Source organism: Microcoleus sp. N9_A1 (assembly GCF_036701795.1).
Classification (GTDB): Bacteria; Cyanobacteriota; Cyanobacteriia; order Cyanobacteriales; family Microcoleaceae; genus Microcoleus.
Map to the genome: position 1 here is coordinate 12,019 of NZ_JAUBRI010000056.1, position 18,028 is coordinate 30,046.

An 18,028-nucleotide genomic window follows, 5' to 3' on the forward strand; every position below is an offset into this window, starting at 1 on the left:
AGGGGCTTTGCTTTCGAGTGTGCGCCCGATATTTTTAAACAGATGGATCGATCGAACTTAAATCCTGTAGAAATTTTAGAAGCATGGATAGCTGGCGATCGCCCGCTCAGGAAGATCAGCGCCGGCGAGTTAGAATTGCTGGCAATTTGGGAACTTGCCGATGATGTGCGATCCTCTTCGACGGCTTCGCTAACGCGCGCTTTTGGCATTACCCCTGACAATGTAGCCGATGTTGTCCGCCACAAAACAGATTTATTCTTGTCTCTGCTTGACGAATTGCATACTTTCCCGCTCAAATCAAGTGTTTTTCTCGAAACTTTGTGGAATCTGTGGCTGCCACTGGCGATGCAATTATCGACTGAAAAACAAAGTTTAAAGCGTCCTCTAATTCAAGGAATTTTAGGAGGACAAGGAACCGGAAAAACGACTTTATGCCAAGTTTTGAAGGTGATTTTGGGGAAAATGGGATATTCTACAGTCAGCCTTTCTTTAGACGATCTTTACAAGACGTATGCCGATCGCCAAAAACTCCAAAAAGCCGACCCGCGTTTGATTTGGCGCGGCCCCCCCGGCACTCACGATATTGACTTGGGAATCTCCGTTTTAGACAACTTGCGCGCTTCTCCAACTTCCGAATTAGCCGTAGTTGACCATCCAAAAATAGAAATTCCCCGGTTTGACAAATCTGCCTACGGAGGTGCAGGAGATCGAAGTCAACCCGAAATTATTCCCGGTGCGGATATTGTACTTTTTGAAGGTTGGTTTGTCGGCGTGAATCCAGTAGCTGATGCCAGATTAAACGAATTTTTGGCGGCTGCGCCATTTCCGATTTCCACAGAATGCGACTGTCAGTTTGCGCGCGATATGAATGCGAAGCTGCACGACTATCTGCCGCTGTGGAACCGATTAGATCGGTTGATGGTTTTGTATCCCCAAGATTATCGCATTTCTCAAGTGTGGCGCAATCAGGCGGAACAGGAAATGATGGCGGCGGGGAAGTCGGGAATGTCAGAAGCCGAAATTAATCGGTTTGTCGAATATTTCTGGAAAGCGCTGCATCCCGAGTTATTTATTAAGTCGATGGTTGAGGAGGGCGATCGCGTGGATTTAGTAATTGAAATTTTGGGCGATCGCACTGTCGGCAAAATTTGTCGGGCGATCGACTTAAAATTAAGCGATTAGGCATAGTTAAAATTAACACTTTAAGGACACAACAAAGTTGTGTCCCTACTGTATTCCAGCGTTTAAGGACACAACTTTGTTGTGATCCTACTGTATTGCAGCTTATCCTGCACTCACTTGAGAATTCAAGACTTATGCAAAAATTGGTTTTACGCGCGAATTATAGGGTAAGGCGCGCCATAAGCACCCTACAATACAGAGGTTTTGCATCGAGGATGAAGAATTTCTAAATTAACTGCCGGAAGTACCAAGATCGATCGCTTTCTGGATCAAATCGTCGGTAACATTGCCCGGTGTACCAGCAGGCGTAATGTCCTTAGCCATCGAACGAAAATCAGCGGGATTACCGCTTGTATCTGCTGGCTTTGCGATATCTTTAGGAGCGGGAATAGGAAATTTAGGTGCAGTTGCAGCGGCGGCAGCTTGAGCGCCGGCACCCGTGCGATCGATGTCACTCACGCTGAATTCTTTTGAAGCTTCGTAGTCTGCTGATACATCAACGGTCGGCAACTTTTGTTCTCCAGCTTCCGCGCTTTCGGTGATCTGCTGAGCGTCAAAGCTTTCAGTGTTATTTGGTTCTGTATTTATTTCCGACATAGCCGACTCCTTGCTAGTTTTATTTAACAATTCACTTTCTCAATCCTTACTTAAATCCCAGGCTTTTTCATCTACCCGCAGATGTATCTTTGGCTTCTATCTTAAGGATGATTTATTCTAGGATGGCGGCTCAAAATTACACCTGTTTCCGAAAATAATGCAACTTTAGGAAAGCTCCCAACCCATACATACTAAGCCATTCCCCATTGTTTAATCTCAAATCTAAAATCTCAAATCTAAAATCGTATTACCTCTCGGGGATGGTGACTTGTACTTACAAATCTTGATATTTGTATATTCTGGAAGCATTTTTAAGGAATTTTGTTTATGAACTCACCCGCCGCGACCAATCCTCACTCTCTCTCCAACGACACTCAAAACATCGTTCAGACAATCAACGGGTTGGGTACAGATGAAAAACTGGCGCTGCTCTACTTTGTTTATGAAAAAATGGGAGATTCAATTACACCAGCCGCTCCCACCGCCGCCGAACCAGAATTAGCTCCCATGCTGCTTGATGATTTTTACAAGCTTTCGGCTGACGAACAACTGAATATAATGCGAGGTATTGTCAACCGATCCGACACGCCGTATTCTCACGCTTACGGAGCTTTAACTGCTAACAATCAGTTGGTTGTTTGGTATGCTTGGGCTATTGGTATGGGAGAAACAATTGTCGATATCCCCGAAGGATATGAGGCAACTGAGGCTGTCAATGGCGTGTTGGGTCAAATTGAAGGTCTTGATTTTGAACAGCAAATTTCGGTGCTGCGCGACGTAGCTAATAATATGGGCTACACCGATGTTAAACCAATTGATACTCAGGCCCAAGTAGGGAAAACTTCTAGTCTTTAGATCAGACTCGGCGGTTCAAACCGCTGCTGAGAGTCAAACCCAGCCTGCGGATCGACTGAGCTTCGCCCAACGTCATCCGCAGACTGAAGAATAAAGGAGGGATTAAAACCAGATTTTATATAATTAGCGGACATAAATAAACCTCATTATGTCCGTCGGCTTGTATACTAAATCCGGTTTTAATACTTGCTTTTTTTTAGTTGCAATTAGTATAGTATGTCATGGCGAGCGATCGCGAAACAATCGCTCGCCATGACTATTACATCACTCTTGAGATCAGCAATTTGCTGTAAATATAATACCAGTTTAACAAAGTCTTGCTACAGTACATTTCAAAAGATGTAGGGGTAGTGCTAAGAGTGCATACCCCGGGCTCATGGGGGCAACCACGGGGGGTTTCCCCCTACAAGAATTACACAAATGATTTAGGATTGCTATATATAGCCCTATTTTTCAAAAGTGCTAGAAAAAAGGTTTTCAGTCATCCCGTGAGTTTTTTAGGGTAAACTTTTCGCGGGAATTCCATCCGAAATATCGAACCTTTTTTGGGTTGACTTTCGGCAGTAATTGTACCGTCGATCATCTTGGCTAAAGAAGCACAAATAGCTAGTCCTAAACCGGTGCCTGGATATTGGCGAGTTGTGCTTTGGTCGCCTTGGTGAAACTTGTCGAAAATGTGGGGAATATCCTTTTCACAGATGCCGATTCCTGTATCCCGAACGGTGATAGTTAGCCGATCGCAATTTAATTCCCGCACCTCAATGCAAATGCTGCCCTCATGTGTGAATTTAACCGCGTTGGAAACGAGATTGACCAAAATTTGCCGCAGGCGCAACTTGTCATTAACTATCAACTGATCCCGCAAGCAGACGCTGACGGACATTGCCACGTTCTTATCGGTGGCTTGATTTCCGAATTCGCGGGCGACATCCATTACTAAATGCCCTAAATGAAATTTTTCAATTTTTAATTCTGTGCGGCCACTCTCGATTTTGGAGAGGTCGAGGATATCGTTAATTAGCAGTAGCAGGTTTTTGCCGTTATGTAAAATGCGCCCCACCATTTCTGTTTGCTGGGCACTCAGCAGTTGTTTGTGCTGGCGCAGCAGCAATTGGGAAAAGCCGATAATCGAATTCATGGGAGTTCGCAATTCGTGGGACATGATGCCCAAAAATTGCGATTTTAACTTGGCTGCTTCTAGCAGTTGCAATTTTTGCTGTTGAATGCGCCGACCCTGATTTTCCAGCTCTTCCTGCTGGCGAATTAGCAGCTCGTTTTGCAAGTCTAAAAGCTGTTCCTGCTTTTTTAATTTTTCCATCGCCAGCGCGTTGTTAATCGCGATCGCAGCTTGTTTTCCCATCACCGCCAGCAGTTGCTGAGTATGCCCGTCAATCGCCCTGCTGTCTTTCCCGTTGCCGATGGCCAACACACCCAAACGCCCGCTTGGCCCCGACTCGATCGCCGCTGCACAAGCCGCCGCCGGCAGCAAGCCGTCGCCACACTCAGACCGACACAGTACAGATTCTCCAGTCGCAAATGCTTTCCACAGCAGCTTGTTTTGCACGTGCGGGGTTTTGCCCTCACCAAAGTTTTCCGTGCCCCCGACAGCGGTGAGTTTGAGGCCGCTGCAATCGTACTCCAGCAGAGCAACTAGGCAAAATTCCGCTCCTGCGATCGCCTCTACAGTCGCATCCGCAATGCCTTGCAACAACTGGCACAAGCTACCCACGCGCTGGCTCAACAGATTTGTAAATTGATCGATCGCGTGCAACTCGTGTTCCGCGTCCCTTACCGTCTGGGCTTCACACAAATTTTTTGGTGTAAAATTGTCTTCCGAGGGCCCTTGATGGCGCCAAACTTCTGGTTCTGCTTGGGGTTCGGCTTGAGTTTGTTTGATCGTGTCCATATCTATGTAGGTTCCCACCCACTCCAAAACTTCCTGACTGTCGGGGTTAGCAGGCGCTCCTCTGGCCAGGTTCCAGCGGTAAATGCCCTCTCGCGTCCGCAGACGAAATATAATTTCGTAACTTGACGGCGGGAACTTAGAACTGTGCGATCGCGCCAATAGACGAGGGCGGTCTTCTGGGTGGACCTGCGCCAGATAGCCGAAACCCAAAGCTGCTGCTGCTGGTACGCCCGTGTAATCCTCCCAGCGCTGATCTAAATAAGTCACCCAACCGTCGGCCTTTGTTTTCCAAACTATGTGAGGATTTGCCTCCCACAGGCGATCGTCCTGAGTTTCGCAGTCGCAAACTTGCGGTTGGGGGGATGTTACTTCAGATTCTTTGTGTAAGATTTCCGAGTCGGAAAACTCCGAGTGAAAAGACTTATTGCCGTGATAGTGAGTCATAACAGGTTGTATAAATAAGCATTAGACTTGAGCCCTAACACTGGCTAAAGACTCGTGCGGCTAGCTTTAGTGATTTTGACGGTCAAAGTGCATCAAAACTTTTTATACTTTAAATGTATCGAGGTAGTGGTATCTTTACCTCTATCAAGGGGCGGACAATAGCATAATTCAGTTAAACTGTTAAAGCATCGAGAGCTTACCTGTCCCGATCGGGTTCGTGCAAGCATCGCCGCAAAATAACTTAAAAATTAACTTGCATTCTTGGCCGCTACATGAGTATGCTTAAAAATGATGTGCGACCTGTAAAACCCTAAATCAGGACACATTCTCAAATTTGCTCAGTTAGGCTGAGTCAATTGACGATATTTTTAAGGTTTACTGGACTATTGGAAAAAAGATGAGTAAAATTCGCGTTGCTTTGATAGAAGACCATGACCTGACAAGAGTCGGCATCCGCACAGCTTTACAACAGCGTGACACTATAGAAGTTGTTGGCGATGCAGCTAACGCTACAGACGGATTGAAACTGCTTCAGTCTTCAAAACCTGACGTGGCAATTGTAGATATTGGCTTGCCGGATTTTGACGGTATTGAACTGACACAAAAGTTCAAAAAATCGATATCGGAGTCCGATCCGGATACAAAAGTTTTGATTCTGACTTTTCAGGACAATGAAGAAGAAGTTCTGGCTGCTTTTGCCGCCGGAGCTGACTCGTTCTGCATGAAAGATATCAGCTTCGATCAGTTGTTAGACGTAGTAAAAGTAACTCACGAAGGTAACTCTTGGATTGATCCGGCGATCGCCCGTATCGTCCTAAAACAAGCTCGCACTAAGGAACCCACGCCGGAAGAACCGAAAGCAGAGGGTAAAAGAGTCACAATTAAGGCTGCCGAACCCGAGTTTAGTCACATCATTGAGACTTACCCTTTAACCGAACGGGAATTAGAGGTTTTGGAACTGATCGTGCAGGGTTACAGCAATGCTGCAATCGCCGAAAAGCTTTACATTACTGTCGGTACAGTCAAAACTCACGTCCGCAATATTTTGAACAAGTTGTGTGCTGATGACCGCACTCAGGCTGCCGTTCTCGCCCTGCGTTCTGGCTTGGTTGGATGAAGCGTTATTCAGTTGACAGTTGACAGTTGACAGTTGACAGCGACCTCGGAGGGCGACCTCTACGTAGAAGGAATAGGATTGGAGTAATGAATAGTCTTCTTTTAATTTCTCCCTAAAATGAAGAGGCTTTCAACCAATTCTTTCTGGTTATTATCAGGCAAAAAGTAGTTAAAAGTAGGGCGCGTAGTGCGCGCCTTACGTAGCTCCTGTCGGGTGTGCAACGCGCACCTTACTGCCAAAAATATAGGCTGCAGTCTCACCATCGCCAGCCCGATAATTTTAAGTATTAAAAAGCTATATTTAAGTCCGCATCTATCCCAGTGCAGATATTTTAAATCATTATTTATCAGTAAATACACCTTAAGATAGATGTCAAATAATGATATAATTACTAATAGTTAGGATAAAGGAATCGAAAATTAGATAAATGGCGATCGAACTACCAATACTGACGCGATTTCACTTCACAAAATGCAGCGGTCCGGGCAAAACACCATACTTTTAGGAATAGTTAAGCCTTAAAGAAATTATATCCGCAGAGTGATGTTGAGTTCGCTTAAATTTGCGAAATTAAAAGTATTAACTGCTACTGAAATATTTTAGAAAGAGGTATTATGGCCGCCCCAATTGAATTCAAGTTATTTGCTCCCTACAACAAAGGAGCTGCCTTGATTGGCTCTTTTTCTAATTGGGAAGATATCCCGATGGAAAAGGACGAAGAAGGTTATTTCCGCACGCGAGTTGAGTTGGAGGATGGCGTTTATCAATACAAATTTCGCGTTCAGTCGAAAAGCTGGTTTGTGGAAGCAGATCAGTGGGTAGATGTGGTCGATCCCTACGCGACTGACATTGACGATCCTACTCAAAACGCCATTGTTCGGATCAAAGAGGGCGATCGCATTATCGATACCTACGTCTGGAAACACGACGATAAACCGCTACCGGCCGATCGGGAATTAGTGATTTATGAAATGCACGTTGCCGACTTTTCCGGCGGCGAAGCCGATCCCCTAGCCCGCGGCCAGTACAAGCACGTCGTCGAAAAACTCGATTACCTAGTCGAACTCGGCATCAACGCGATCGAACTCATGCCCCTCAAAGAATACCCAGGCGACTACAGTTGGGGCTACAACCCCCGCTACTTCTTGGCAGCCGAGTCCAGCTACGGAACCACAGAAGAACTCAAAAACTTGATAGACGAGTGTCACGGGCGCGGGATTCGCGTCATCATGGACGGGATTTACAACCACTCCGAATCATCCAGCCCCCTCACCCAAATCGATCACGATTATTGGTATCACCACGAACCCCGCGATCCAGACAACAATTGGGGCCCGGAATTTAACTACGAATTCTACGACGAAAATTTAGGAACTTTCCCGGCGCGCAGATTTGCTGGCGATACAGTCCGCTATTGGGTTCAAGAATATCATCTCGACGGCATTCGTTTCGACGCGGCGCGACAAATTGCTAACTACGATTTCATGCACTGGATAGTTCAAGAAGCCAAAAGTGTCGCCGGCCCCAAACCGTTTTACACCATTGCCGAATACATTCCCGAAAATCCCAGCATCACGAATTTAGACGGGCCGATGGACGGCTGCTGGCACGACAGTTTCTATCACTCCTTGATTCCACAACTCTGCGGCGACAATTTTGATTTAGAACGCCTCAAAGAGGTAATTGACTGCAAGCGGCAAGGTTTCTTGGGTGCTACGAATGTAGTCAATTATTTGAGTAATCACGATCACGATCGCGTTTTTGCCGAATTGGGTTCGCGCGGAATTTTGGATGAAGCCGCATTCAAACGGGCGAAGTTGGGAACCGTGCTGTTAATGACAGCAGTTGGCGTGCCGCTGATTTGGATGGGCGAAGAATTTGGTGAATACAAAGCCAAAACAATCGAGCAATCTAAAATTGACTGGACGCTGCTAGGAAATGACATGAATAAAGGTTTGTGGGAATACTACAAAGGCTTGATTCACCTACGCAAAAATAACCAAGCACTTTACACAGAAAACATCGATTTTTTCCACGAAGATCCAGAGTCGAAAGTGTTTGCTTACACTCGCTGGAACGATGAAGGTTCGAGAGTTGTAGTAGTGGCGAATATGTCGGAAAATTATCTGGCAGGTTACAGCGTTCCCCACTTCCCGGCCAACGGAACTTGGCACGAATGGACGGGGAATTATGATATTGAATCTGGCGATGACAATATTATGATTGACTTGCCAGAATACGAAGCAAAAGTGTTTGTTTGGCAGTAATATCATTTCCGGTTACACCTGAATGATGTTGACTGTTGACTGTTGACTGTTCACTGTGAGTCAACAGTCAACAATCACGGGCGGTGCAGTTAGAGAGTCGATATTATTTGCCAGATTGATTTTCTAAGCACAATTGGGTTATAGCCGCCGCCGGTATTGGTTTGCTAAAGAAGTAACCCTGACCCATATCGCACTGATGCGAGTGCAAAAACGCCAACTGTTCTGCTGTTTCCACTCCCTCAGCAATCACCTGTAAATTCAGGCCCTGTCCCAAGGCGATCGCCAGTTTCACAATAGTAGCACCGCTGCTGCCGTTCACCAAATCGGCCACGAAGGATTTGTCTATTTTTAAATTATTGAGCGGAAAGCTTTTCAGAGACCACAGCGAAGAATAACCGGTGCCAAAATCGTCCAGAGAAATTTTAATTCCCATTTCCTGCAACTGCTGCAATACCGACACCGTAAAACTCACATCTGTCATGGCAAGGCTCTCGGTAATTTCTATTTCTAAATACTCGGGATTTAACTTGGTTTCTGATAAAATTTCAGCGATGGTTTGTACCATATTAGCTTGCAGAAACTGCCGGGCTGATAAATTCACAGCTATCCGCATCGGCGGCAATCCCAGTAACTGCCACGCTCGATTTTGCAAGCAAGCAGTCCGCATCACCCATTCGTCCATTTGGCAGATTAATCCTGTTTCCTCAGCTAAGGGAATAAAGCGATCGGGAGAAATCAAACCGCGTTCGGGATGCTGCCAGCGAATCAGAGCTTCCATGCCGACTATTTGCCTGGTATTTAAGTTTATTTGCGGTTGATAGTGCAGCACAAACTCTGATTTGTTTAGAGCTTTGTAAAGCTGATTTTCTAAGTTAAGTTCCTCGGAGACTTTACTGCCGATCGCCCGCGTATAAAACTGATAATTATTCCGACCTTTCTGTTTAGCTTTATACATCGCAGCATCAGCATTTTTCAGCAAAGTTTCTGCATCTTCTCCGTCGTAAGGAGACAAAGCAATTCCCAAGCTCGCCTTAGTATAAAGTTCTACACCGTCAAAATCAAACGGAGTGCTTAAACTCTGGATAATCCGCTGGCAAATCTTAGTTGCCTCATCAGGGCTGTTGATATTGTGCAGCAGCAAAGTAAATTCATCGCCGCCCCAACGGGCAATCGAATCCCCCACGCGCAAACACTTAGTCAAACGCCGAGATACACCTTGCAGCAACAAATCGCCCACAGGGTGTCCGAGAGTATCATTAACATTTTTAAATCTGTCCAAATCAAGAAATATCACTGCCAGCATTTCTGCGTTTTGGTGAGCGCTAGCTAAAGCTAAAGACAGCCTTTCATTAAACAGCAATCTATTAGGTAAACCGGTTAATTGGTCGTGAGAAGCTTGATGTCGGATCATTGCCTCGACCCGCCTCTGCATTGCAGCCATGTACAGGTGAGTGCCTAAAGATTTTGCTAGCTTTTGTTCCTCGCTGCTCCACTTTAGAGTTTCGCCGATTTTGATTTCTTTCCAAGCTGCAAAGGACTTTCGGGGACGATCGCTCCTGGCGTCGGAACTGCAATAACCCGCCCACAAAATTTCGGTTTCTATAGGGCTACGAAAAACGGTGAGACAGCCGATGCACTGTTGGCCGTATTGCAGCGGTACTGCCAAAAATGATCGAATGGAAGCTTCCAAAAAATTGGCAGATACAGATTTGAGTTGAGGTTCTTTAGAAATATCGGAAATCGCGTACAAGTGGGGTACGATTAAGCTGGAAATATTTTTGTCAATTGAATTGTCATGCTGGGAATATAGATTTTGAAAAACATCTAATTGGCTGGTATCAGGAGTTTTTGCTCGATCGTCTTGGTTGACCAACCCCATAATCTGCTGCCAAAACGGGCTGAGTTCAAGGTCGATGTCCGGGGGCTGCTGGCCGCAGGTATAAAGTAAAGCCGGCCGATCGGCAAACTCGGCTGCAATGTACAGTCGCCCTCCCGAACCATGCAAATGCTTGACAGTTTGTTCGAGAACGGCTTGCCGAATTTCGTTTAGTTCTAGAGGAGAATGGAGCAAACTGGTAATTTGGTTGACAACGGCTTCGTCGCGCGCTTGCTGTCGAGCTTGACTGAGCAGAAAAGATTGGGCGATCGCAATTGAAAGTTGATCCACAAGCAACTGCACCATTTTCAATTCTCGATCGCTAAACCGTTTCGGTTGGCTGTGGTGAGAGACCAACAGCCCCCAAAGCTGATTTTGATGCAAAATCGGCACCGTCAGAGAAGAACGTGTCCCCATAGCCTTCAGATATTCAGCGTGACAGGGGTCTACAGGACGATAGGTAATATCTTCAACTGCTAACGTTTTGCCGGTTTCGACACAATCTAACCGATTAATTGTTTGATGCTTCAATTCCACATCTACAATCACTCGCTGCCGCGCTTTGAGAAACATTGCCCGGGCACTATTGGGAATGTCGCCTGCTGGAAAGCGCAAACCCAGCAGAGATGGCAAGTTGTCGCCGTTGATGGACTCAGCAATCACCTCACCGCTACCGTCGGCCTCAAAGCGATAAACTTTTACCCGATCGCTAGCTAAAAAACTGCGGATTTCTCGCGCCGTTGTCGTCAAAATCTCTTGCAGTTCTAAAGAGTTGCGGATGCGATTGGTAATTCGATTGAGTAAAATCTCTTGTTTTAGAGTCGATCGTGACATTTGTCTAACTTTTGTGCGGGCCATCCCTTTAGAGATCCAGAGCTGTAGACAGCATTTTTGCGAGCCACAGTCTTAACTCGCCCTGTATTATAGAATACAACACTTTCGCCATGTGTATTGGATTTAGCCAACCCGGGAGCTAGTAACTCGGTTTCTGGGGATATTTCTGGTTTCCCGACTCATTTTGCTTAGAAACCGGGTTTCTCACAGCAGTTACAAGGCAATTCATTCAGTTGACAGTTGACAGTTGACAGTTGACAGATGAGGGCGACCTCTACCTGGAAGTCCGAGGATTGGAGTAATGAATAGTCTGATTTTAATTGATCCCTACAAGGGTGGAGGCTTTAAACCAATTCTTTCTGGCAACGAGCGATCGGGCAAGTAGTGACTCCGAAAGTTCGATCGAGTTCGATCGGGACTCAAGTCCGAACGATCGAACCAATTGGAGAGTTACAACGCCAGAGGTATAGAGAAACCGGGTTGATGAGACAAGCTTCTGGCTCAAGAGCGCAGAATGCTGGTTCGTCAACCCGGCTTGTAAGTATTTATACCCGGAAATATCCTGTTAAGCCGACTCCCAAATTTTCAGAATTCTGTCCGGCAAAAAGCCAGCTATTTCCTGAATTCGTTCCTCAGACAACTCATCCTTCGTTGCCGAAAATACAGCCGCGATCGCAGTTTCCGGTTTTACTCCCGAAGGAAGTGCGCCTTCTAGTTCCACCCTCCGTGCAAACAAATTGCCATCGATCCCCCAAGGTGCAGGCTCGCCGGTCAAAGGTTGACGTATCCGGCTGAGCAATCCCACCAGCGGATTGGTATCTTTCCAGAGGTCTGCTATTTCTTGTTGCAGGGTTTTGTCATCCGTAGGCAAAACTTCTTTGTGCAATTCAGATTCCACGTGCTCGATGGCTTCTTTTGTCATCACATCGCGCATGACCCGGTACACTACTTCGGTAATGTCGCGGGCATCAAAAATATCCTCCAAGTGACCTTTTACCATCACTTTTTCCAAAAACGGCATATCCTTTGAAGCGATAGGAACTGCCGATCCTTCCTGGTGGAGCGACTTCGGAGGATTCGTCTCCATTTTCTGTAACAGTTTGCGGCCTTTTTCTGTTAAATCAGCTTGTTGAAATGCCACTAAAGGCGGCAATAACTCAGTTCCTCCGTAAGGTTCTCCACTAAACTCCGCTTTGATAAATTCCCTTTGGTTGAGGTAGTCCAAATGACCGAGCAATTCAGCTTCCGCCACCTCTCGACCGACATATTCTTCCGCTGCGTTCCTAATTTCCGACTCTCCCTTGGCGTTTCCGCTGGCAATCTTTTTGAGCAAAATGTAAGTCAGGTCGTCTCTGATTGGAATTGTCATCAAAACCTCCTAGGTTAATATCCGGTAAAGCTCATGTAAAAACAGATTTGTTTTACTGGCTTAAATTGTGATGATTACTACTTAAAAACATTGAAGTCTAAAGTAGAGTAATCAAGTATCTCTCAGCAGGTGGAAGTTATTAAAATTAAGTATCGGTTAGAATCTTCCTTTAGGTAGATCCCTGTATGGGAACCGAGGTCTAATGTGGTTAATATCCTAAAAAGCTGTCGCCACTCTTCAATGCTATTAAGCGAGGATGCTTTATTGGTAATATTTTCCGTATTTATTGCGTATTTTTACCAAGGCTGACGCACGAAGAGCCCCTCAGTTGGTAATTGGCGCTAGGAGAGGTAGAATTAAGCAGATGCTATGGGGTTAATCAACTGCGGTCGTTTTGCCCGCAGCTTGTAGCGATATTGTATCGGGTTAGACCAACAACTGGTCATGGGAGAGCTACAAATACGAGCCAATCTGTTTTAAGTGCCGCAGCGCCACTTGAAGAATGCCTCGGGGACAACTTTTTAGATCGTTTCGATCGGCATTTATGAACTACCCTCGTTGGAACAATAAATTGGAATCCTCGTCTTTCATTAGCGGTCAACCGCCGGTTGACAAGCGTCCTTTAGTGTTGGCTGTAGACGACAATCAGGACAACTTAGAACTGCTGACACAAATACTCGATTTATTCGGCTGCGAGTGCATGGGAGCCGTTGACGGGTACGCAGCTCTTTCAGCAGCAGTCGATCGACATCCCGACCTAATCGTACTCGACATTTGCTTGCCGGATATAGACGGTATGGAAGTAGTAAAGCGCGTCCTACAAAACCCCGAGATCAGACATATTCCGATTGTTGCTGTCACAGCACTAGCAAAACCAGAAGACCGCGCTCGAATTCTCCAAGCAGGCTGCGTGGAATACCTTTCCAAACCTTTTAACATCAAAGATTTAGAAAGAGTTGTCCGCCAGCACCTCAACTATCCAATGGTTTTGGTTGAGTTTTAGATTTATAATTAGAATCACGAACTTGAGGTACAGAGTCCAAAATTGCGATCGTTCCAGTGCGGCCAGTCTCCAAGGTCGCATCGCGGAGCAAATCAATGACTCCCACGCCCAAAACCTTTTGAATTAATTCTTTCAGTGGCAATTCCAGAACTGATTCTAATTGTGCTCGCACCTGCAAAGCCAAATCGTGCTGACCGTTCTGAGCCAGCAGTTTTTCTGGTTCAGTAAGCCCATTTTCGATAACAATTATCAATTTGTTATCCAAAAGATTGCAGAGCGCTTGACTCGTTTGGTGTCCGAGTTGAGAGCGGTACAAAGCTTGAATTCCCTGGGAAAGAGTCCGTTCTAATTTCCCGCGAGTAGGCTCTAAAGTTTCCCCTGTCATATTTTTTATTGAAACCATGATAGATAAAAAAGACTGTTAGCAGTTAACAGTTAGCAGTTAAGTTAACGGTTAACTCCTCACTACTAACTGTTAGAAATAACCGTCGCGTTAGCCGACAGTAACTTCATTAGTTTCCACCCCAGTTGCACCCTTAACACCTTTAGCAATTGTCACCAACTTGTTGACAATTTCCTGACTGGGAACTGTACCTTTGAGAACCACCGTAGTCCCAAGTTGAGCCACATAAACAGTCTCAATATCCGCAACATCTGGATTTGCATCGAAAGCCTGAGCCACCCGTTTAGCTAAGCCACTTTGATCGTATTCTCCATTCAAGCCCATGCGTTCCGGCGGGATTGTCTGAGCGCTCGCAGCAGGTTGAGCTTGAGCTTGAGATTGAGCTACAGGTGCTTGGTAAGCAGGAGCGTCAACAGTTTCTTGATTTTCAAGTTTTTCTAAACCAAACAATCTTTTTAACCAGCCCATAGAGTTTGTCCTCCGACAAAGTTTGTGTTAATTGACGTGTTAATTGACGTGTTAATTGACGGTTGGCAAGTCGCCCTGTAATTGTTATTCTCAATACCAGGAATTACGATCGCACTCTTGGATGCAGAAACCGAGTTTTTTTACAAAAAAGTATCGTTACAGCCATCCACCTAGGTAGAAAAACCCGGTTTGTTGAGCTTGGTGCGCCCGTCCTAAATACAATTTACTGTTGTACAACTGCGCCGATCATCTGCCTGGAGACATAATTCTCCCGCTCTCAAACAAATACTTGCGCTGACCATTCCGGCAAATCAAACTTAAACCCTTCTTCCCCAACTTCTACGATTTTGTTGTACATCCACTCGTGCCAAGTTCCCGCAGCCGGAAACTTAGGAATGCAGTTACCAGATAGATAAGTATCCGAAAAATTAGCGACAACTACTGCTCGCGTTCCCTCATCGCTCCAGCGGTAGAAAGCCAGCACTTTGGCTTCGGGATTTTCGTGGATAAATTCAATATTTTCGGTATAAAGTGCCGGCAAATGTTGCCGCAGCCGAATCACGTGTGTGTAGTATTCCAACAACTCATGATTTGGCTGATTTTTCAACAAAGACAATTGCAGTTTATTCGGCTGGTTTGAACTTTTCCGAGTGGATTGTCCAAACTCTTCGCTCATCCACAGCATCGGTATTCCTACTGCTGTCACTAACAAAACTGCTCCTAATTTAGCGCGTTTAAAAGCCGCTTATTGATCGATATCCCGAAATCTGGCTTCGGCCAGCAAGTGATCACGGTTGTGACTGGCTAAATAATTGAGCACATTAGTTGTGTTTTGATAGCCTTGTCGTTTGGCATCCAAAACTTGCTTAAGCTTTTCGATATCGAAAGTCTTCACCCCCAGATTTTCTATGGCAAAAATGCGAAAACTTTCGTGCCAGCACCCGTCCATCTGCCCGTCTGCTGCGACGAGTTCGGAAAGTTCAGGAATGTGTTCTGCTATGTTGTAAAATGGCTTATTATCGGCGGTTTTTTTCGCTTCACGAGTTATCCAGTGTAAGCTATTCAGCATTTAAATTGTATATCAAAAAACAATCAAAGTTTTGTGGGGTGTCCCGCCCGCCTCGAATATGCAATTTAAATGCGCGACAGCTTAGTGCGGTTAATTTCAGTCGCTTAGGGGTCATTGACTTCTACCCATTCGTCCGGTTCAAAACATGGACTTTGCGACTGAACTCGGAATTTGTAATGATAAATACCGTTTTCTAACTTAATGTTAGTCCGGAAATAACCTTGGTCATCTTTTTCTAAGGGAATTTCTGCCCATTTGGAAAAGGAGCCGAGCAGTTTAGCTGCTTTGTTGTTGGAAGCGAAGAGTTTGAATTCAATTCCAGCGGCTATTAATACCTTGTTTGCAGAACTTATAAGTGTGATTAGTATTGATTTTTACCATTTTGCAAATCTGTCGCCATCGTTCTTAAGAGTTAAACCTGTAACTCTTATGTTGTCAGGTACTTGGGCGCGCAGCCGGAGGATTTAGTAGTAGACACCCTAGCGATTGAGTAAGGTGCGCCGCTAAGCACCCGGAGGCCAGATTTAAATCAATCAAAAATGTAGTTAAAGTAACTAAAAAATATTAAGGGCTGTTTATGAAAAGTAATTTAACTTTTGATAACTAGATAAATCGTGGTGAATATTTAAAATTTGTAACTAAAGAAACATTTTTTACACTCCAGGAATAATACCGTAGAAAGATGTCATTTTATGCGGAAACAGCGACGATCAGCTTGTAATTATAAGGCAAGGGAAACCAGAAACATGAATCCTTTATTCAACTGGGTTTTCCTGGGACTTTAAGCCAAGTTTGAGCCGAGAATAGCAATTATTATTTTTGCTTATGTCTTGGCAGCACTTGTTTTATAGTTTTTGATCGGCAAACTTTGTAGAACCAAAATCAGCTTTAACGACTGCTGCTACCTCAGTAATTGGTAATTGGTGAAAATCTCATTCGTCCCTGTTACCCGTTAGATATTCCGAGCAGTGGCTCTAAGGCTCTAAAAGTTTAATGTGGGATGTTGGCGAATTACCGTTACTGTAAAACTCTGGAGTGTTAAAAATGCTAAAACAAATGTGTTGGTTGCCCAGACTCGGAGGCAATGGAGAAAAGATATTGCACTTGCGTACCGATGCCCGTCAGGCGTGGCGGCCTTATACAGCTTTTCCGCAATACGCTGCACCCGACTACCGGGAACCGGGCGGTTCTAACGGATGGGCAACCTTTCAGAAGCTGAGAGTTCAAGGGTGGAATTTAATATCGACTGAAGAAGGGCAGCAGTCGAGTTTTGGCGAACAGAAAAGTGCTTAAAAAATCTGAAACCACAGCAATAAAAGAAGAGGTAAAATCCTCTTCTTTTTATTAGTTTTGGAGACAGAAACTGGGCTTTTAACCATCCTACTTGGTAGAAGGGGTAAGGTGTGCAGTGCTCACCTTACATAATTTTAAGATGTTTGCCAGTTGCAAGTAAATTAGGCGATCGCCCTTTCTTTCTCTGCTGTAGTTGCTACGTTATGGAGCACCGGCTGGCGAGTTTTTAAGTTAAACCGGTATCCGTGGGGGAGGATGTGCAGCTTGGCACCGCAAATCGCCAAAGCCTCATCCTTCAAAAGTCCATCTAAATTGTCGTGGAGTTTTTCCGACTCGTCGATGACAGTTACAGCGTTTTCGCCAATGACTTCAAACTCGTCACCGCTGACTAAAATAGCTGTATTTTCGTCAATACCAAATCCCAACACGGCAGGTTGCAGCAAGAGTGCGGAAACTAAACGTCCCAGACGACCTCGCTGGGCGAAATGCTGGTCGATGACCACACCGGGAAGGAAACCCATTCCCGGGCCCATTGCTACCACCTCAACGCGGGGATTTGTCTCGGAGTCTCCTTCAATAATCATCATGTCTGGCATCATCGCCGCGCCGGCACTGGTGCCACTAATGATAATCCCTTCAGAGTAGCGTTTGTGCATAGCTGCGTCGAGTTTGGTGTCTTTCAAGCAGTTAATAATCCGCGCTTGCTCTCCGCCGGTAAAGAATATGCCAGTGGCTTGTTCGATCGCTTCTAAATAATCTGGATTGTTGGCATCTTCTGGTCTCTGGGTGTCAACAACTCGCACATCTTCAGCGCCGAGTCGCTCAAACACTCGGATGTAATTATCTCCTACTTCTCCCGGCAGGCTTGTCGCAGCAGTCATGACAACAATGCGGGCTTTAGTGCCTCCGGCGCACCGCAAGAATTCCCGCAGAATTTTGCAGTCCCCGTCTTTGTCTTCCGCCCCACCAATAATTAGCAACTTCCCCTGACTTTCGTTGCTCGCCATATTATCTCCACTTTTAATTTATTAAATTTCAATAAAACATAAAATTCCTTTTTCCGAAAACTGCCAAAAGGTATATATAGATACAAAAAAATCTCAGACTTCTACCCCTCCAGCACGCACACAGCAAGGGTGATGTGGGTATTTACCAGAAAGAATTGGTTTAAAGCCCCAACCCTTGTAGGGAGAAATTAAAAGAAGACTATTCATTACTCCAATCCTCGGACTTCCAGGTAGAGGTCGCACTCATCTGTCAACTGTCAACTGTCAACTGTCAACTGTCAACTGTCAACTGAATCATCCTCGATGATCGACCAAAAAAACTTACCCCCCCTAACAGG

The 18,028-nt window shown here is 45.4% G+C and carries 16 protein-coding genes; 6 read left to right on the forward strand and 10 right to left on the reverse strand.

Annotated elements, in window-relative coordinates; translation table 11 throughout:
- Positions 1–42: 42 nt before the first annotated feature.
- A complete protein-coding gene (locus QUA58_RS22595; protein ID WP_333396086.1) occupies positions 43–1,182 on the forward strand; it encodes a glycerate kinase in 1,140 nt (379 codons plus the stop codon).
- A 231-nt stretch (positions 1,183–1,413) separates the two neighbouring features.
- Here the strand turns inward: QUA58_RS22595 and QUA58_RS22600 are convergent, their stop codons facing one another.
- Complete coding sequence (locus QUA58_RS22600; RefSeq protein ID WP_333254400.1) at positions 1,414–1,779, reverse strand: hypothetical protein; 366 nt, start codon at positions 1,777–1,779, stop codon at positions 1,414–1,416.
- A 327-nt stretch (positions 1,780–2,106) separates the two neighbouring features.
- On the opposite strand from QUA58_RS22600, the gene QUA58_RS22605 reads away from it, so the two are divergent.
- Positions 2,107–2,634 (forward strand): orange carotenoid protein N-terminal domain-containing protein, encoded by a 528-nt coding sequence (locus QUA58_RS22605; RefSeq protein ID WP_333254398.1) that lies wholly within the window; start codon positions 2,107–2,109, stop codon positions 2,632–2,634.
- A 481-nt stretch (positions 2,635–3,115) separates the two neighbouring features.
- Here QUA58_RS22605 and QUA58_RS22610 read toward each other — a convergent pair whose 3' ends face one another.
- Positions 3,116–4,984 (reverse strand): PAS domain-containing sensor histidine kinase, encoded by a 1,869-nt coding sequence (locus QUA58_RS22610; protein WP_333396088.1) that lies wholly within the window; start codon positions 4,982–4,984, stop codon positions 3,116–3,118.
- 397 nt (positions 4,985–5,381) lie between these two features.
- Here QUA58_RS22610 and QUA58_RS22615 point away from each other — a divergent pair, with 397 nt between their 5' ends.
- On the forward strand, positions 5,382–6,101 hold the full coding sequence (locus QUA58_RS22615) for a response regulator transcription factor (protein ID WP_333254395.1): 720 nt from the start codon (positions 5,382–5,384) through the stop codon (positions 6,099–6,101).
- A 614-nt stretch (positions 6,102–6,715) separates the two neighbouring features.
- The gene (locus QUA58_RS22620) at positions 6,716–8,368 is read left to right on the forward strand and encodes an alpha-amylase family glycosyl hydrolase (protein ID WP_333396091.1); all 1,653 of its coding nucleotides are present in this window, start codon (positions 6,716–6,718) and stop codon (positions 8,366–8,368) included.
- A gap of 103 nt (positions 8,369–8,471) precedes the next feature.
- Here the strand turns inward: QUA58_RS22620 and QUA58_RS22625 are convergent, their stop codons facing one another.
- Both QUA58_RS22625 and QUA58_RS22630 read right to left on the reverse strand, forming a co-directional pair.
- On the reverse strand, positions 8,472–11,102 hold the full coding sequence (locus QUA58_RS22625) for an EAL domain-containing protein (RefSeq protein WP_445301895.1): 2,631 nt from the start codon (positions 11,100–11,102) through the stop codon (positions 8,472–8,474).
- A gap of 541 nt (positions 11,103–11,643) precedes the next feature.
- Positions 11,644–12,447 carry a DUF2267 domain-containing protein gene (locus tag QUA58_RS22630; protein ID WP_333396094.1) on the reverse strand — a complete coding sequence of 268 codons (804 nt, stop codon included), beginning with the start codon at positions 12,445–12,447 and terminating at the stop codon, positions 11,644–11,646.
- A 544-nt stretch (positions 12,448–12,991) separates the two neighbouring features.
- On the opposite strand from QUA58_RS22630, the gene QUA58_RS22635 reads away from it, so the two are divergent.
- The gene (locus QUA58_RS22635; RefSeq protein WP_333396095.1) at positions 12,992–13,450 is read left to right on the forward strand and encodes a response regulator; all 459 of its coding nucleotides are present in this window, start codon (positions 12,992–12,994) and stop codon (positions 13,448–13,450) included.
- Here the strand turns inward: QUA58_RS22635 and QUA58_RS22640 are convergent.
- From QUA58_RS22640 to QUA58_RS22660, 5 genes are all read right to left on the reverse strand, one after another.
- Entirely contained in the window at positions 13,419–13,835 is a 417-nt protein-coding gene (locus QUA58_RS22640) for a DUF2294 domain-containing protein (protein ID WP_333396098.1), read from the reverse strand. The genes QUA58_RS22635 and QUA58_RS22640 overlap by 32 nt on opposite strands.
- A gap of 108 nt (positions 13,836–13,943) precedes the next feature.
- Complete coding sequence (locus QUA58_RS22645; RefSeq protein WP_333042016.1) at positions 13,944–14,321, reverse strand: BON domain-containing protein; 378 nt, start codon at positions 14,319–14,321, stop codon at positions 13,944–13,946.
- A 277-nt stretch (positions 14,322–14,598) separates the two neighbouring features.
- Positions 14,599–15,027: an alpha amylase C-terminal domain-containing protein gene (locus tag QUA58_RS22650; RefSeq protein ID WP_333396101.1), complete on the reverse strand. Its 429-nt coding sequence runs from the start codon at positions 15,025–15,027 to the stop codon at positions 14,599–14,601.
- Positions 15,028–15,066: 39 nt separating this feature from the next.
- Positions 15,067–15,390, reverse strand: coding sequence for a hypothetical protein (locus tag QUA58_RS22655; RefSeq protein WP_333254379.1), 324 nt, complete (start codon positions 15,388–15,390; stop codon positions 15,067–15,069).
- Positions 15,391–15,494: 104 nt separating this feature from the next.
- Positions 15,495–15,758, reverse strand: a complete 264-nt coding sequence (locus QUA58_RS22660) for a glycogen-binding domain-containing protein (RefSeq protein WP_333312524.1) — start codon at positions 15,756–15,758, stop codon at positions 15,495–15,497.
- 676 nt (positions 15,759–16,434) lie between these two features.
- On the opposite strand from QUA58_RS22660, the gene QUA58_RS22665 reads away from it, so the two are divergent.
- Positions 16,435–16,683, forward strand: coding sequence for a hypothetical protein (locus QUA58_RS22665; protein WP_333254377.1), 249 nt, complete (start codon positions 16,435–16,437; stop codon positions 16,681–16,683).
- A gap of 161 nt (positions 16,684–16,844) precedes the next feature.
- Here the strand turns inward: QUA58_RS22665 and QUA58_RS22670 are convergent, their stop codons facing one another.
- Positions 16,845–17,690, reverse strand: a complete 846-nt coding sequence (locus tag QUA58_RS22670; RefSeq protein ID WP_333254375.1) for a cyanophycinase — start codon at positions 17,688–17,690, stop codon at positions 16,845–16,847.
- Between the last annotated feature and the right edge of the window lie 338 nt (positions 17,691–18,028).